Origin of the sequence: Acetobacter cerevisiae, from assembly GCF_001580535.1 — a bacterium.
Taxonomy (GTDB): Bacteria; Pseudomonadota; Alphaproteobacteria; order Acetobacterales; family Acetobacteraceae; genus Acetobacter; species Acetobacter cerevisiae.
Genome location: NZ_LHZA01000156.1, coordinates 137,896 through 154,507 on the forward strand (window position 1 = coordinate 137,896; position 16,612 = coordinate 154,507).

Below are 16,612 nucleotides of genomic sequence, written 5' to 3' on the forward strand. Positions count from 1 at the left end.
TCCAGACTTAGGCATGACCACGCGGGCAGGCAATTACAGATCTGTGGTGAATGAGAACTTGAAGGTTCTGGGCAGTCCCTGCAGCAAGTAGCCATTAAAAGCTGAGGCCCAGTAACGTGTGTTGGCAATATTATCAACGCCAAACCGCAAAGTCAGGGGTTTGTGTGCAACCGCAAACGTGTAGCGGGCCCCCAGATCAAACCGTGTCCAGACTGGCAGATGCGCCGTGTTAGCTGTGTTCACCCACTGTTTGCCGGTATTTTCCACCCGACCGACCAGCGTTGCACCACGCAGGAACGGCAAGTCGTATTCCAGATTTCCATTGATGGTATAATTAGGAATCCCAATAGCGGTATGACCATTATCCAGTCCCTGCGCGGTGCGCCGCAAGTCCGCATCAATCAGCGTGGCACCTCCGTTAAAGCGCAGACCAGGAAGTATCTGGCCATTCACACTTAGCTCCGCGCCCCGGTTCCGCTGCAATCCATTTTCCTGGAAGATGAAGGATCCATTATTACCGTACGGTTCCGTGTAGGAGTTAGGCTGAGAAATCTGATAAAATGCCAGTGTAGTTGTAAACCGTCCGGTATCGTATTTAGCCCCGATTTCATACTGCACACTTTTGAAAGGCGGGAAAATCTGCCCCAGATTGACCAGATTGGTGCCATTTGCCGTCAGCCCCTGCGCCAACCCTTCAATCCGGTTGAAGTAAATAGACGTGCGGCGAGTTGGGTGAACCACAAGTCCGACAACCGGCGTGATGGCATCCCGGCTATAATGCGACGTACGGGAGCCATCCGTATAGGCATCGTATCCGTTTATCAGCATATTCTGGTAACGGAAGCCGGCAGTCAGCGCGACGCGCCCCTTCCAGAAGGACATTGTGTCTGAAAAGAACAAACTATAGAGCTGCGTTCGGCTGGTTGGCAGCGGGTTGTCCAGATTGCCACCTGTCCAGTTTTCTGTCGGGGCCGGAACTGCCGCCGTATTATAGAGGTTCGTACCGAAGGAACTGAGCGCCATGGAATACGCCGTGCGGCTTTCTTCCCACAAGGCGGACCCACCAGCATTGATTTCATGTTTGACTGGCCCGGTGTCAAAATGGGCGCGCACGCCGCCGCGTGTGCTTTCATTTGTCTGCGCATAGGGCACATACATGGCCCCGGCTGTGGCGGCACCAGTCTGGGAATTATTCACCGTCAGGGTGGAGTAATTGCCCTTCTCGTCACTCCCAAGACCACCAAAAGCACCATAGAGTGTAACATGTTTTGACAAATCATGCTCAATATTAAGCATGCCGAAAATGTAATTCAGATCATTATACGTCCAGCGCTGACCGTAATTATGAGAAGCATTGGGCACACGCGGCACACCCGTTATATCCGTACCGAGGAATACCCCCGGACGCCCGCCATTCACACCCTGATTCTGGTAATTCATGTCCAGAGAAATGCGTGTTTTGTCATCATGCCAGTCAAAATCCGCGCCCAAGGCAACAGAGTGGCGACGTTCATGATCAATAGACGTCTGACCATCCAGACCCGCAACATTCAACCGCAGCCCATACGCTTTGTCCTGCCCAAAACGTCGTCCCACATCAAGACTGCCGCCGCCAACACCCTGACTGGCATAATCACCCGTCAGACGGGTAATCGGCGTATTCTGGGCATGTTTGAACATCAGGTTGATGTTCCCCCCGATGGCCGTCCCGCTGGGAGCAGCCCCGTTCAGGAACGCGCTGGCGCCGTTGAGCACCTGAACCTGATCATAAAGCTGGGGGGAGAGAAGCTGCCGGGGCGTGATACCGTACAGACCATTAATGGCGACGTCGTCCCCATACACAGGGAAACCACGGATGACGAAAATTTCCGAGAAGTTGCCGTAGCCGTATGTGGTGCGCACTGAGGGGTCATTCTCCAGCACCTCGCCCAGTGTCTGAGACTGCTGGTTGAGAATCAGACTGGACGTATAGCTCCGGATGTTAAACGGCACATCCAGCCCCTTCTTGGTGCCCAATGCCCCAAGCTGACCACCACTGATGACTTCCATCTGGTTGCGACGTCGGGCCGTGACCAGAAGGTTTTCATCTTTCTGGGCCTCTGTTGTCGGCGTCTCCGTTTGTGGGGCTTTCTTAACGGGCGCAGCCTTATCCGTTACCGTTTTCTGCGGTGCGGTTGCCTCCTGTTGTGCGGCAAAAGCAGCATCATTGAAGACCGCAACTGTTGCCAGCAAGAACGCAACCCGCCCTACTCTGTGTAGTAAACGAAGGACCGGCAGGCGACCACGCATCATCATGATTAATCCAAAATTAGAGACCGACCGCGCCTCCATAAGCGCAATTAAGAGACATTCGCAATATTATTTTATAATTTCCTCCTATGTCCGGGGTTTACAGCCGTCTCCTGACTACTTAGCAACATGAGAATGAGTCGCACCAAAAGCCCGGGCATGACGGCGTCTTCCGTCCAGCCTGACACCAGGAAAAACCAGAAGCGTCAGGCTGTTCTCCGGCGGCTCGGTTTGCTGGCTGTTGTCTGCGCGCTCTCCTTTCTGACAGCCCATCTGGTCATGCTGGATGCTCAGCGCCTCCCGTTTGAAGACATGCGGCTGAAAACGGATCTGGGCGGCATGGTGATCGCTGCTCTTTTCCCTGTTCTTGTGCTGGTTGGCTTTGCCGGACGCCGCCATTGGTGGGGGCTAATCCTTGGTCTTGTCGCCTGTGGTTCAGCAATCCTTGCCGGTATTCTTCCGTTCTGATGAGAAAGACGACCCATGCGTGAAACACTGCGGGTGCATATGGGGTGGCTCCATAGCTGGGTTGGCTTTCTGGCAGGGCTGCTGCTGGCCTGTATTTTCGCGTCTGGTACGCTGGCCGTATTCGATACGGAAATCACCCAGTGGATGCAGCCTGAAGTCCCGCTGACGCAGGGAACATCCCTCACACCTGCCGCTTTGCAGGCCGCCGCACAGGCTGTCCAGGCTGAAGAGGAGAAAGGACTTTCCGCGTTCCTCACTCTCCCCTCGCAGCGTGATCCCGTTCTGCGGGTTTTGCATTATGATGGGTATGAGTTTGTCGGCACTGCGCTGGATTCAACAACCGGAGCCGTCTTCCCTGCCCGCGAGACGGCTGGCGGCCAGTTTTTCTATAATTTCCATTTCTCACTGCGCGGCGGCAATCAGCCCGGTGTGCAGATCGTCACCTTTCTGGGGCTTTGCCTGTTGGTGGCCATTGGCTCCGGGCTTGTCATCCACATCAAGGCGCTTTGGCCGGACCTTATCCTGTTCCGCCCGTTTGGAGCACGTCCGCGCGCCTGGGTGGATGCTCACCTGATCATGGGGGTTCTGTTCCTGCCGTTTATTGCTTTCATGGGCTATACCGGCACCGCCATCCACGCACGAGCATTGCTTCCTGCCGAGTCCTTTTTCCCCTCTCACACGGCAACCCCGCACAAAAAAGAAAAGACCGCCCCCAAAGGACGTGTGTTACAGGCTGGCCCGTTGCCGCCACCCCTTGCTCCTTTAATTGCACAGGCGCGGGATGTTTTGCGAAGCCCTGACGGTAATCTCATTCTGTTTACGCCGGACGAAGTGCGCATTTTCAAAAGCGATGCATTTGGCCCGTTTCTGACCAGAGATCATGTGGCTTTCAGCCGGAAAGACGGACACTCCCTTCGCTCTGTCACACAAAGCCCGCCGGCTGTTGCGACCATGCAGCTTGTGCGCGGGCTGCATTATGCCCGTTATGCGCCCCTCCCTTTGCGCTGGCTGTACTTCCTCTCCGGGCTGGCGGCGACCACTCTGGCAGCAAGCGGGTTAGTCGTGTTTCTCATGAAACGTCGCCGCTCATCGGGTGAACAGTTTTTCTTCCGGATAGCTGAAGCCCTGACCATGACGACAGTTGTAGGTTTTCCTACTGCAATCCTTGGGATTTTCTGGGTCAATCGTTGCCTTCCGGCTGTATTTTCTGGCCGTGCGATGATGGAAATTAATCTCTTCTTTCTTGTGTGGGGCCTGTGCGCTGCGCATGCACTCCTTGTCTCTTTAACGCGCCATGCTGCCTCCGGCTGGCGTCAGCAACTCGGGGTTCTGGCGGGAGCCGGATGCGGACTTCCATTATTGGATCTGGTCTCGCGCTCGCACGCATGGGCACAGGGCGCAAGCGTCTTCATGACAGCGGATGCGCTGGCATTTCTCACGGGCCTGATCGCGCTCTGTGCATTGTTGAAATTACGGGAACCTGCTGCATGACTTTCCTGCTTGTGCTGGCGCTGTGGAGCGCTGCCTTCTGGTGCCATGAATGTTTGCAGCCCCGAACACGCAGTTCTTTCCCCCGGCAGGCTGGCGCCGTGTCTGTTAACCAGATTGTCCGGGCATTAGCGCCCTGCCTCGCACTGACCCTCTGCCTGTTTCAGGACCCGGCTCTTGGCATTTTTTACTGGCTGGGCCTCGGCTCTGCCGCAGGACTTAGCACCAGCGTGCTGATGGCAGTGCTGAAACAGAAACGGGGCCTTGCCCGGATGAGCAAGACCCCACTGTAAAACCTGATCCGGGCACAGGGGTTTTCCTGCGCCCAGCCGCACGTTTTCTCGTTATTTTGTTGCCGGAGCCGGAGCACCGTGCGTCTGTGTGATGAACTTTGCCACGTTATCATGCAACTGCGTCAGAGATTTCTCATTCGCATAGACCATGTGCCCGGATTCATACTGCACAATCTGAATGTTATTGCTCAGATCACGGGAAATGGGCAGATGCTTCATTTCATAAATACCCTCGAAATACGGTGTGCCGAGATCATAATAACCCTGATTGAGCATCACTTTCAGAGCAGGATTATGCTTCATAGCAGAAGCCAGATCCGGCAGTACATTAACCGCACCGTGGATCGGGAAATCCGTATTGGGCTGCTTGTGTGAGAAATCCCATTTCATGATGGCATCAGAAAAGAATTTGTATTCCTGATACCCATCGCCAAAGGCGGGGGAATTGCCATAGTGCAGCGTATTGCGGGCATAATCATTAAAGGCTGCAATATAGGCGGAGGACATGGCCGAAGACTGCGGATCGTAATAGGAGAATTGGGACAGCTTATCCATGGTCGGACCAGAAAAGCGGCTATCCAGACGGCCTGTATCCAGATCCTTATCGCCCTGAAGGGTTTTTTCAAACTCGCCGCCGTTAATCCGCAGGTCGGCCTTTTTAATGTAATCTACCGGCAGGCCCGTATAATCATGCAGCTTCTGGGCTGTCGCATCACGCTGCGCGTCAGAAATGGCGTTGCCTTCCTGCAGAGCCGCTGTGTAGTCGGTCAGTGCAAAATGCTCGACTTCTTTCAGAAACGCCTTGAGGTCCGGATGCTCGGCAGGCAGACGCTTGTGATACCACGCCGTTGCGGCGTAGCTCGGCAGGGCCAGCACATAAGGCTGATCGATTGACGGGTTCATGGCGACCCCATCAATGTCATTGTCGTAATTCATGATCTGCGAAAGCAGAATCACGCCGTTCAGATCAATGCCTTTATCGTCAGCCAGCTTGTTGGCCACAATCGCGGACCGCGTTGTGCCGTAGCTTTCCCCAAACAGATATTTGGGAGAATTGTAACGCCCGAAACGAGAGAGGAACTGAGCGATGAAGTCGGTAAACGCACCGGCATCCGGGTCCGTGCCCCAGAACGCCTTTTCCTTATCCTTGCCGATCAGACGGCCGTAACCGGTGCCAGGGGCATCGATAAACACCAGATCGGACACATCCAGCAGGCTGTCATTATTATTTACAATGGCGTAGGGCGCTGCAGGCGTATGGGTATCGTCCGCAGTCACCACACGTTTCGGGCCAAAGGCGCCCATATGCAGCCATACGCTGGAGGACCCTGGGCCACCATTATAAACAAACGTGATGGGCCGGTTTTCCGGACGTACACCCTTCTTGAAATAGGCCACGTAATACATGGACGCTGCGGCATCCGGCTGCTTCTTGTCTTTGTCCTTGTCTGCATCAGGAAGTTCGGAATCATCCCAACCACCTTTATGGACAATCAGGGTGCCGGACACGGCTTCATAATCAATATGCGCCCCATGCACGGTAACGGACCCGCTGGAGGTCACGCTTTGCGGTTTGCCCAGAAAATCTTCTACGCTGACTTTCTGTTTTGCGGCATCAGCCGCCTGATGCGTATCTTCTGCCAAAGCAATCGGCTGAACGGCTACACCAGCACCCGCTGCCAGCACAGAAACCGTGGCCAGCAACCCTGCCAGCTTCAAACCTGTCTGTTTTTTCCGCACGAGACATCATCCTGTCAGACTATGTTATAATATAGCCTGAATATCAGGAAGTGTGGCGTTCGGCCAGTCTGTTTACACTTGGTAACAAACAACCCAACCAGAGCGTCTGCTTTACCCTGCCAACCCGACACCAGCCGAGGCGAAATAGCGATTGACGGCGGTACACATCGCCCCCGCCACCATGGCCCGGTGCCCGGCCTGCCTCAGAGCGGCTTCATCCAGCCGGTTGGACATAAAGCCCATTTCCACCAGAACTGACGGAATCTGCGCCGATTTCAGCACCGCAAACGCGGCGTGCCGGTGGGGATGCGACAACAGATTGATGCGAGACTGAAAAGAGGACACGACAGCGCTGGCCATATGAGCAGACCCGCGCCGGGCTTCTTCCGTTACCAGACTGGCCAGAATCTGCTGTACTTCCGGCGATGTCCCCTGCACCAGAGGACCACCATATCGGTCTGCACTATTTTCTGTTTTTGCAAGATCCGCTGTCTGGCTATCCGACGCTCCGTGCGAATGGGTATAGACACTCGCCCCCCGCACCCCGGCATTGTGCAGAGCATCTGCATGCATGGAGATAAAGAGAGACGCCCCATGCTCCTGCGCCAGTTCCACACGCCCATCCAGCGGCACAAAATGGTCAGTGGTGCGCGTCATGGCTACACGATACCGCCCGGTAGCCAGAAGCTGCTGACGCAATTCCGTGGCCGCCGCTTCTGCCACATGTTTTTCATAAGTGCCGGTATAGCCAATGGCACCGGGATCTTTCCCACCATGGCCGGGGTCCAGCATGACCAGCGGCAACGCAGGCCGGGCTTTGCCGACAACGGCAGGTGCGTGAAGTGTCTGCCCGGTTGCATGGCGCGTCGTACCTGCGGCCTGCGCCTGCGTGCTGAGCAGGCCAGTGGTCAGCAGTCCGGCCCCGGTTATCAGAAGCCCGCGGCGGTTAAGGGAATTTTGTGCAGGATGTGGAGCATCGATCCCGGCTGCGCGGGCGGACCGCTCGGCCATCAGAAAAAAACCGGGTGTTTTTTCGGATTCTGACGTCATGACGAGGCTCACACTTCTCTAATTGGGGCGATCCTGCACACAGATAATGTCGAAACCGTGTCAAGGCCAGAGAGATGCAAAACAGTCTTGCTGAATGGCTTGCGGTTTGTTGCCGTTTAGGTCATGGTCGGCAAGCATGGCTCAAGGCAGGATTGCCCGTCATGCATCCTGTTTCCGCTCCTTTAGGGTTTAAAGGCGCGGCTGGCGTTTAACCGCCGCCCAGCGCAGATGGGAGCAGGAAACATTGGTTGAAGGATACATGACTATCGTCAGGGCCACGATCTTGGAGTGCATGACCAGACCGGAGACAGCATCCTGTTTCCGCGCCTCTGCTGTCACCTCAGCGCCTGGCCTGACATCCGCCTCTCATTTTCTCACACGTACAGACCTATGCCTGTCGGAAGCGTCCCCCTCCCGTGTCCAGCCGTTCAGACGGCTCCACCGGATAGGCCGGCCACCGGCACGCCGGAGTTTTTCTTTTTATGTCAAAGCGTATGCTGATCGATGCGACGCACGCGGAAGAAACGCGCGTTGTCGTTATGGATGGAAACAGACTTGAAGATTACGATGTTGAAGCTGCCTCCAAAAAGCAGCTCAAAGGGAACATCTATCTTGCCCGCGTTGTTCGCGTAGAGCCCAGCCTTCAGGCAGCTTTTGTTGAATATGGCGGCAACCGCCACGGGTTTCTGGCCTTCAGCGAAATCCACCCTGACTACTACCAGATTCCGGTTGCTGACCGGGAAAAGCTTCTCGCCCTGCAGGCTGAAGAAGAAAACCTGATTGACGCTGGCGAATCCGAGTCCGACGAAGACGAGACCGACGCGCAGGCTTCCGCCGCTGATGATGAAGACGCCAGCTCTGATGCTGACGAATCCACCAGCGAAGACGAAGGCCGCCGCCCCTCCCGCCGGAATGATACGCCTGACTATGTTGGTGGTGAAACTGACACGGGTGAGGAAGCGCTCATCCAGAAGCGTATTGCCCGCTTCCTGCGCAACTACCGCATTCAGGAAGTCATTCGCCGCCGGCAGGTTCTGCTGGTGCAGGTCGTCAAGGAAGAACGTGGCAACAAGGGCGCGGCTCTGACAACCTATGTCTCCCTCGCCGGTCGTTACTGTGTGCTGATGCCCAACGCTCTGCGTGGTGGTGGCGTCTCCCGCAAGATTACGTCTGTGCCTGACCGCCGCCGCCTGCGTGACATCATCTCCGGCCTCAATCTGCCGCGTGGCATGGCCATGATTGTCCGTACCGCTGGCGCGCAGCGTCCGGGACCGGAAATTACACGAGACTGCGAATATCTGCTCCATCTGTGGGACGATATCCGGGACCTGACGATGCAGTCCGTCGCACCGGCGCTGATTTACGAGGAAGCAAGCCTCGTCAAACGCGCCATCCGCGATGTGTACACGCGTGAAGTGAGCGAAATTCTGGTGGACGGCGAGCATGGCTGGAAAGCTGCGCGCGACTTCATGCGGATGCTCATGCCGCAGCACGCAGAAAAAGTCCGGCTGTGGAACAAGGAAAGCCAGCCCCTCTTCACACATTACCATGTGGAAGGGCATCTGGACGCCATGCTCTCCCCGGTCGTGTCTCTGCGCTCCGGTGGCTATCTGGTTATCAACCAGACAGAAGCTCTGGTCGCCATTGACGTGAACTCCGGCAAAGCAACCAGCCAGCGCAATATTGAAGAAACCGCCTTCCGCACCAATCAGGAAGCAGCGGATGAAGTGGCCCGCCAGCTCAGGCTGCGCGATCTGGCCGGATTGATTGTCATTGACTTCATTGACATGGAATCCCGCCGCCACAACAGCGCGATTGAACGCCGCCTGAAAGATGCGCTACGCCATGACCGTGCGCGGATCCAGATGGGTTCGATCTCACACTTCGGTCTGCTGGAAATGTCACGCCAGCGGCTGCGACCTTCCGTGGCGGAAGCTGCGTTTACGCCCTGCCCGCACTGTCAGGGCACCGGCATGGTTCGTGGCATTGAAAGCTCTGCACTGCATGTGCTGCGTGCGGTGGAAGAAGAAGGCGCACGCCGTCGTGCTTCTGCCATTACCGTGCATGTTGCCGCAGAAATTGCGTTCTATGTGCTGAACAACAAGCGCGACTGGCTGGCTGAAATCGAGCAGCGGCATCAGATGGAAATTCTGTTTGAAGCCGACGCCACGCTGCCTGTGCCGGAAATTCGCATTGAACGCCGCCAGCCGCCCAAAGCGAACCGCAACCATGCGCCGCTGCCGCCGGTTGAAAACGCCGTAGTGGACGTCACCCCGGAAGACGCAACGCCGGTTGTGGAACAGGACACGACACCACGCGCCGAAGTTCCCGCTGCTGCCGCTGAACCTGGCACGGGGGAAGACGAACCGCGCCGCCGTCGCCGTCGCCGTCGCCGTCGTGGTAACGGGAACCGCGAAGAGAACGGGACGACCTCAGACCAGACCGCAGCAACGGCTCAGACTCCGGTAGCTGAAGAGCAGGCTGCTGCCGCAGCACCCGCTGAGGCTGAAGGCAATCTGATCCCCGGCCGCCGTCGCACCCGCCATTCCCGCGTGCGCCCGACAGAAACGGAAACACCGGAAATCCGGGTTGCGATTGAGGAAGGTCCGGCTCCGCAGCCGCGCCGTCCGACATGGCAGGGGCCGACCCCGGCAAACCCGTTTGGTGGCAGTCTGGATATTTTCGATCTGATCGAAAATTCCACCATGGAAGCCGCTGAAGCAGAAAAGGCGAAGGCCTCCAAAGCAGCAGCAAAGCCGGAACCTGCCAAGGCCGCTCCGGTGGCAGCACCGGCTACAGCCGAAGAGCCGAAAGACGTTGAAGCTCCGGCTGACGAAGCGCCGACAGCTGAAGCCAAACCGGCCCGCAAGCGCCCGGGACGCCGCCGCAAAGCTGCTCCTGTAGCGGAAGAAGCTCCGGTTGTGGCCGACGCTGAGCAGGCCGCTCCTGCTGCGGTAGAAGCCGTGACGGAAACTGCTCCTGCTGCTGAAGCCCCGGTTGTGGAAGAAGAAGCCCCGAAACCGCGCCGCCGCCGTGCCACGCGGAAAAAGGCTGAGGCTACGGCTGAGGTTGAAGCGCCCGCTCAGGACGCAGATACTCCTGCCGCACTGGCAGCCGATGCAGCGCCGGAAGAAGAGCCCAAGCCCCGCACACGCCGCCGCGCAACCACGCGCCGGAAAACTGCGACGGCAACGGACGAGGCTTCCACCGCCGCACCGCAGGATGAAACAGCGGAACCCGCTGCAGAAAAACCTGCACCGCGCCGCCGTCGGGCCGCAGCCAAGAGCACGGCTGCGACTAGCAAAAGCGCCCCGGCTGAAGCCCAGGACGCCAGTGCTGACAAAGCGCCTGCGAAGGAAGACGCACCGGATGCGTCCATCGTGCAGCCGATTGTTATTGATGACGAGAAGCCTGCACCCAAGCGCCGCACGGGGTGGTGGCGTCGCTAAAGCAGGACTGAGGAGAAGGGGGTAGGTGTTCGCACCTGCCCCCTAACTGCTTCCTGCCTCTTTTGGCCCCCGGCCACGTATGGTAGGTAAGGTCTTCGTAAAAACAGACCTGCCCGCCCCACCGGAGTTTTCATGACCGTGCCCCAGCCAGATCTTCAGCCCGAGCGTTCTTCCGGAGCGCAGGACCGGGGCCCTCTGGTTCTGGCTCTGCCTAAAGGGCGGATCCTGAAAGCCGTCACGCCGCTTCTTGATAAAGCAGGCATGGCCCCCTCCCCCGATTGTCTGGGTGATGACAGCCGCAAACTGCGCTTCCCGACCCAGAACCCCAATCTTGATGTTGTGCGCGTCCGCTCTTTCGATGTGGCCACCTTTGTGGCATCCGGTGGCGCGCATGTGGGCATCTGCGGCGCAGACGTGCTGATGGAATTTGACTACCCCGAAATTTATGCCCCGCTGGATCTGGGCATTGGTGGCTGCCGTGTCTCCGTTGCGCAGCCTGCCAGCCTGCCGCATGACCCGCAGGAATGGGCGCGGTGGTCTGAAGTCCGCGTTGCGACCAAATACCCCGCCATAACCCGTCGCTTTTTTGCAGCGCGCGGTATTAACGCCAATATCGTGCATTTGCATGGTGCGATGGAACTGGCCCCGATGCTGGGCCTGTCCCGCCTGATTGTAGATCTGGTGGATACCGGTTCTACCCTGCGCGCCAACGGGCTGCGGGAAGTGGAAACGATTACGCACATCACCAGTCGGCTGATTGTAAACCGTACGGCCCTGAAAACCCGTCCGGAAGAAATCAGTGCGATTATCAACGGCTTTCGCAGCGCGATGGAAGCCGCTCCTTCCGCCGCACAAAAGATCAAGGCAGAGCAGTCTTCATGAAACGGCTAGACACACGCGACCCGGGTTTTGAGGCTAATTTCGCCTCGCTTCTGACCGCCCGTGAAGAACAGGGGCAGGAAGTTCATAAACCTGTTGCGGAGATTCTGGCCTCTGTGCGCCGGGATGGAGACGCCACCCTGTGTGCGCTGACCGAAAAATTTGACCGCCTGCCGCTTACCCCGGCCCGGCTGGCCTTTACGGCGGATGAAATTGCCAAAGCCTGCACACAGGTCAGCCCGGAACTGATGGCGGCTCTGGATGTCGCCGCTACGCGCATTGAATCCTTCCACAAAGCCCAGATGCCGTCGAATGTCCGTTATACGGATGATGTCGGCATGACGCTGGGCATGCGCTGGATCGCGCTGGATGCGGTCGGGCTCTATGTGCCCGGCGGGAAAGCGGCCTACCCCTCCTCCGTGCTGATGAACGCCATCCCGGCACGTGTGGCTGGCGTTCAGCGGCTGGCCATGTGCGTACCGACACCGGACGGCGTGATTAACCCGCTGGTGCTGGCCGCAGCGCATCGGGCTGGCGTGACAGAAATTTACCGGATTGGCGGCGCACAGGCTGTGGGCGCCATGGCGTTCGGCACCCAGACCATTCGTCCCGTGGACCGTATTGTCGGCCCTGGTAACGCCTTTGTGGCGGAAGCCAAGCGGCAGGTGTTTGGTCATGTAGGCATCGACAGCATTGCAGGTCCGTCTGACGTGGTGGTAATTGCCGATTCGGCCACAGACCCACGCCTGATTGCGCTGGATCTGCTGGCGCAGGCCGAGCATGATGAACTCGCTCAGGCGACGCTCATCACACCGGATGCAGCCTTTGCCGACAAAGTAACAGAAGCCGTCACAACCGAGCTGAAAACGCTGACCCGCACCGCTATTGCAAGTGCCAGCTGGGAGCGGAACGGCGCGGTTCTGGTCGTCAAAGATCTGGACGAAGCCGTGGCTCTGGCCAACCGTCTGGCACCGGAACATCTGGAACTGATGGTGGATGATCCGGAAGCCCTATTTGCCAAGGTCCGGCACGCTGGCGCGGTTTTCCTTGGCCGGTTCTGCCCGGAAGCTGTGGGCGATTACGTGGGTGGCCCGAACCATGTGCTGCCGACTTCCCGCACCGCCCGCTTTGCGTCCGGCCTGTCTGTTTTTGACTTTATGAAACGGACAACCTTCCTGGCTGGTGGCCCGGACGCCCTGCGCCGTATTGGCCCGGCAGGGGTCGCTCTGGCACAGGCCGAAGGGCTGGAAGCGCATGCGCTGAGCATCTCTGCCCGGCTTGATGCGTTAGACCAAACCACGCCTAACGCTTGACCGAACCGGCTCCCTCACCCATATCTGCACATCCAACCATAACGAGGCTTAAAAATGAACGAAGGACGCCATGTCTAAAGAAGACATGATTGAATTCAGCGGCACGGTTACAGAACTGCTGCCCAACGCGATGTTCCGGGTGAAACTCGACAACGAACATATGATTCTGGCCCATACCAGCGGCAAAATGCGCAAGAACCGTATTCGTGTTCTGGCTGGTGATCGGGTGAATGTCGAAATGACACCGTATGACCTGTCCAAAGGTCGTATTACCTTCCGCTTCAAGTAAGACGATGGCTGTATCCGGGCCGGATGGCACGGAGAACGGAGGCCGCCCTCACTTTGTGCTGGCGTCCGCATCGCCCCGCAGGCTTGACCTTTTGCGTCAGGTCGGGCTGGTGCCAGACCGCGTTCTCCCGGCTGATATTGATGAAACCCCAGCCCGGAGAGAACTGCCGCGCCCCTACGTGCGCCGCATGGCCATGGAAAAAGCGAACGTGGTTGCTGCCAGCCTGAGCGAACCTGCTCTGGTGCTGGGAGCGGACACGGTTGTTGCCCTTGGCCGACGCATTCTGCCCAAAGCAGAAAACCGTGAGACTGCACGCGCCTGCCTGGAACAGCTTTCCGGCCGTCGTCATACGGTGCTAACCGCCCTTTCTGTTATCCCCTCTGCTGGCTGGCCGGAAGGCCACCGGGCCGAACGGGTTGTAGAAACGGCAGTCACGTTCTCCCGCATGACCTCTCATCAGATCCAAAGCCTGCTAGATCTGGGCGACTGGCAAGGCAAGGCGGGCGGCTATGCGCTGCAGGGCCATGCTGCGGCTTTTATCCGTTTTGTTTCCGGCAGCGCCTCCGCCGTTATTGGCCTGCCCCTGTTTGAAACGGCCCAGCTTTTGCGTGGCCAGCCGGGCCACTGGCTGGCGTGAGCGTGTATCTGCGCCTCGCCACCTATCCCGGCGAACTGCGCATTGCCGTTACACAAGACGAAACCCTGCTTGATTACGCGCTCTGGCGTCCTGCCGCACCGGATGGTGTGGATGATGTCTATCTGGGTCGCATCAGCGCGCATGCCCCCGGCATGGGCGGAGCGTTTGTGGATCTGGGAGGGGGCGCAAGTGGCTTCCTGCCCGACCAGAAGGGCTCAGACACCCTCACGGAAGGGCAAACCCTCACCGTGAGGGTGGTGCGGGCTGCGCAGGGCGGTAAAGGGGTTCGGCTGAAGCCAGAAAAAGCTCCTGCGACTCTGCCCGCTAAGCCGCCGGGGCTGATCAGCCGAGGCCCCACGCCACTGGACCGTCTGGCCGCCCGGTGGCCGGATGCTACAATTGTTGTCGATTCCCCGGCTGCTGCGGCCTGTCTTCCGGTCGCTTTGCGCCCGCGCCGCCAGCAGGAACTCCAGCCGTTCCCGGAAGAGATTGCCCACGCCTGCACGGCGCTGGAAGAACCGCTTATCAGCCTGCCCGGTGGCATGCAGGCCAGTATTACGCCAACACCTGCTTTGGTCGCCATTGATATGGATGCGCCCCCAGCCAAAACAGGCTGGCCCAAACAAACCGCACAGTTTGCCGCCAACCGGGATGCTCTTCCGGCTCTGATGCGCCAGATTCGCCTGCGCAACCTTTCTGGTGCGATTCTGATTGACCCTGCCGGACTAGCCACACGCAAGCGGCAGGCACTTCTGGAGCCTGTAAAAGCGGCTCTGCAGGATGATCCGCTCCGCCCCCGTTGCCTTGGCATTACTGCGTTGGGGCTGGTTGAGCTGGTACGGGCACGGATTCACCCGTCTCTGCCAGAACTCCTCTCCTCCCCGCATGGGCAGGCGCTGGCCGTATTGCGCCACCTTGTGACGCAGGAGATGGAAGCGACCGTCCTGCGGGGCGGCCTTGGCCTCATCACCGCACTGGAACAGGACCCGCAGGCTCTGGCAGACTGTATCTCTCAACGCGGTAAGCCTTTGCGCCTCCAGCTTGACCCCGCCCTGCCTGATTTTTTCTGGACGACACACGCATGAGCAAAAACAGCACCTGCCCCGTTTGTGGCGCGCCAACCCAGGCCGCCACACGCCCTTTCTGCTCCCAGCGCTGCGCGGATATTGACCTCGGACGCTGGTTTTCCGGGCAGTATCGCATCCCCGGCCCACCGGCTGATGAAGAGAATCTTGAAAAACCTGAGAGAAATGACGAAAGGTGACTTGATCTCCCTCCCCTCCTGCGATACATGCTCTCTCACGCCGCAAGGCTGCGGTGCCCAAGTAGCTCAGTTGGTAGAGCATGCGACTGAAAATCGCAGTGTCACTGGTTCGATCCCGGTCTTGGGCACCATTTTTTCCTAAAAATTTAAACGCTATTCCTGCTTCGGTTTAAACCGTCTTAGATTGCATATGCTGTATGAGGCTGATGCTCTTTGAGCACCTGGCCTCTTTTGCATGATATCCGAGTTGCCGCACCCTACCGGCCTGAAAACACACACTTTTTTCCATTTCATGCTGTCTTATTTTTCTGCTTTTGCACTTATCCCCAGATTCTGCGGATGGCTGCGGGGGTAAGCTTGTGGATAAGCAGTACAGGCTGTGTCGATAACCCTCAGGCCATCTTTACCTTACAAGATCGTCTCAAAAATAATGCATCTCAGATTCCGTTTACGTTGGAAAACGGACATGCGTTCTTGGACGAGGATTAAACTGATGGCTGTAAGTGGGGGCGTCAGAAACGCTGCTTAGACAGCTGCAAGCTGTTGACCGCTTCCGTTTTTAACCCGACGAATATCTCCCCGTAGTCTCACAGATGGGTGTCGGGATCGCAGACCTTGTTGCAGCTGCGCATGCCAACAAGGTCGCTGCCTGATTTTTTACTAAAATGAGAAAGTCAGTTCGGTTCGTGCTCCAGCTTTCAGGGCACGAACCTTCTGTATGGTTTCTCAGCGATAAATCAGGGTTCTGAAAAGGCTGACCAGCACGGGCTGCACCACATACTGGATGCCCAGCAACACAACCATGGGGCTGAAATCCACGCCACCCAGTGAGGGCAGAATACGGCGCACCGGTTCCAGCAGAGGCTCTGTCATCCGGTTGAGGAAAAGGCCCACTTTCCAGACAAGCGGTTTCCGGCTGTCCAGAATACCAAACAGGCAGAGATTGATGAAAATGCAGGACAGGATCAGGATCCAGCAATAAATCTCTAACAAGCGCATCAACACTGAAAAAAGAACAAACAGCAAGAACACTTCTCCACAACACAAGGGGAAGATCTGGCTTTACCAGACCTCAGGCCGATACAATACAGCTTGACACCGTCTTGATAAGCCCTTTAGATCCCAGACTTATACAGGCGGGGCTATAGCTCAGATGGGAGAGCGCCTCGTTCGCAATGAGGAGGTCAGGGGTTCGATTCCCCTTAGCTCCACCACCCGCCTTTATAATCCCCTGATTAACTTTATAATCCCCTGATTAAATTGAAGAAAATTGCAAAGAGCGCACGCTTTTTACATAAATTTTCACACCTTATGTTCTGCGTCAGATCAGGAGTATCTGCCATTCACTGGCGACACCTCCCCGACGAACGGGCAAGCGCTTATAGTCTCAAAGAGATAGAAGCCTGAGGAGGATCATCTGATGAAAATTAGAGCGTTTTCCTCTCAATCTGGT

At 57.5% G+C, this 16,612-nt stretch carries 14 protein-coding genes and 2 tRNA genes; 12 read left to right on the forward strand and 4 right to left on the reverse strand.

Annotated features, from left to right (window positions below):
* Positions 1-33 precede the first annotated feature (33 nt).
* Positions 34-2,292 carry a TonB-dependent receptor gene (locus AD928_RS12830; RefSeq protein WP_373320562.1) on the reverse strand — a complete coding sequence of 753 codons (2,259 nt, stop codon included), beginning with the start codon at positions 2,290-2,292 and terminating at the stop codon, positions 34-36.
* 132 nt (positions 2,293-2,424) lie between these two features.
* On the opposite strand from AD928_RS12830, the gene AD928_RS12835 reads away from it, so the two are divergent.
* From AD928_RS12835 to AD928_RS12845, 3 genes are read left to right on the forward strand one after another with little or no spacing between them, the layout of a single operon-like run.
* On the forward strand, positions 2,425-2,757 hold the full coding sequence (locus tag AD928_RS12835) for a hypothetical protein (protein WP_062250959.1): 333 nt from the start codon (positions 2,425-2,427) through the stop codon (positions 2,755-2,757).
* A gap of 15 nt (positions 2,758-2,772) precedes the next feature.
* Entirely contained in the window at positions 2,773-4,248 is a 1,476-nt protein-coding gene (locus AD928_RS12840; RefSeq protein WP_062250960.1) for a PepSY-associated TM helix domain-containing protein, read from the forward strand.
* Positions 4,245-4,538 (forward strand): hypothetical protein, encoded by a 294-nt coding sequence (locus tag AD928_RS12845; RefSeq protein ID WP_062250961.1) that lies wholly within the window; start codon positions 4,245-4,247, stop codon positions 4,536-4,538. The genes AD928_RS12840 and AD928_RS12845 overlap by 4 nt, the downstream gene beginning before the upstream one ends.
* A gap of 51 nt (positions 4,539-4,589) precedes the next feature.
* Here the strand turns inward: AD928_RS12845 and AD928_RS12850 are convergent, their stop codons facing one another.
* Together AD928_RS12850 and AD928_RS12855 are read right to left on the reverse strand one after the other, a co-directional pair.
* Complete coding sequence (locus AD928_RS12850) at positions 4,590-6,278, reverse strand: S10 family peptidase (RefSeq protein ID WP_407639268.1); 1,689 nt, start codon at positions 6,276-6,278, stop codon at positions 4,590-4,592.
* Between the two features lie 111 nt (positions 6,279-6,389).
* Complete coding sequence (locus AD928_RS12855; protein ID WP_233420070.1) at positions 6,390-7,328, reverse strand: N-acetylmuramoyl-L-alanine amidase family protein; 939 nt, start codon at positions 7,326-7,328, stop codon at positions 6,390-6,392.
* Between the two features lie 482 nt (positions 7,329-7,810).
* On the opposite strand from AD928_RS12855, the gene AD928_RS12860 reads away from it, so the two are divergent.
* From AD928_RS12860 to AD928_RS12895, 8 genes are all read left to right on the forward strand, one after another.
* The gene (locus AD928_RS12860; RefSeq protein ID WP_062250962.1) at positions 7,811-10,777 is read left to right on the forward strand and encodes an Rne/Rng family ribonuclease; all 2,967 of its coding nucleotides are present in this window, start codon (positions 7,811-7,813) and stop codon (positions 10,775-10,777) included.
* Positions 10,778-10,909: 132 nt separating this feature from the next.
* The gene (gene hisG / locus AD928_RS12865; protein ID WP_062143817.1) at positions 10,910-11,659 is read left to right on the forward strand and encodes an ATP phosphoribosyltransferase; all 750 of its coding nucleotides are present in this window, start codon (positions 10,910-10,912) and stop codon (positions 11,657-11,659) included.
* Positions 11,656-12,969 (forward strand): histidinol dehydrogenase, encoded by a 1,314-nt coding sequence (gene hisD, locus AD928_RS12870; protein ID WP_062250963.1) that lies wholly within the window; start codon positions 11,656-11,658, stop codon positions 12,967-12,969. The genes hisG and hisD overlap by 4 nt, the downstream gene beginning before the upstream one ends.
* Before the next feature lie 70 nt (positions 12,970-13,039).
* Positions 13,040-13,258, forward strand: coding sequence for a translation initiation factor IF-1 (infA, locus tag AD928_RS12875; protein WP_003622234.1), 219 nt, complete (start codon positions 13,040-13,042; stop codon positions 13,256-13,258).
* Positions 13,259-13,262: 4 nt separating this feature from the next.
* Positions 13,263-13,895, forward strand: coding sequence for a Maf family protein (locus AD928_RS12880; RefSeq protein ID WP_062250964.1), 633 nt, complete (start codon positions 13,263-13,265; stop codon positions 13,893-13,895).
* Entirely contained in the window at positions 13,892-14,980 is a 1,089-nt protein-coding gene (locus AD928_RS12885) for a ribonuclease E/G (RefSeq protein ID WP_062250965.1), read from the forward strand. Before AD928_RS12880 ends, AD928_RS12885 begins: the two co-directional genes overlap by 4 nt.
* Positions 14,977-15,159 carry a DNA gyrase inhibitor YacG gene (locus AD928_RS12890; protein ID WP_062250966.1) on the forward strand — a complete coding sequence of 61 codons (183 nt, stop codon included), beginning with the start codon at positions 14,977-14,979 and terminating at the stop codon, positions 15,157-15,159. The genes AD928_RS12885 and AD928_RS12890 overlap by 4 nt, the downstream gene beginning before the upstream one ends.
* Positions 15,160-15,214: 55 nt before the next feature.
* Positions 15,215-15,290: transfer RNA gene (locus tag AD928_RS12895), tRNA-Phe, on the forward strand.
* Between the two features lie 595 nt (positions 15,291-15,885).
* Here the strand turns inward: AD928_RS12895 and AD928_RS12900 are convergent.
* Complete coding sequence (locus AD928_RS12900; RefSeq protein ID WP_407639269.1) at positions 15,886-16,185, reverse strand: YggT family protein; 300 nt, start codon at positions 16,183-16,185, stop codon at positions 15,886-15,888.
* Between the two features lie 112 nt (positions 16,186-16,297).
* Between AD928_RS12900 and AD928_RS12905 the strand changes: the two genes are divergently transcribed.
* Positions 16,298-16,373: transfer RNA gene (locus AD928_RS12905), tRNA-Ala, on the forward strand.
* Positions 16,374-16,612 lie beyond the last annotated feature (239 nt).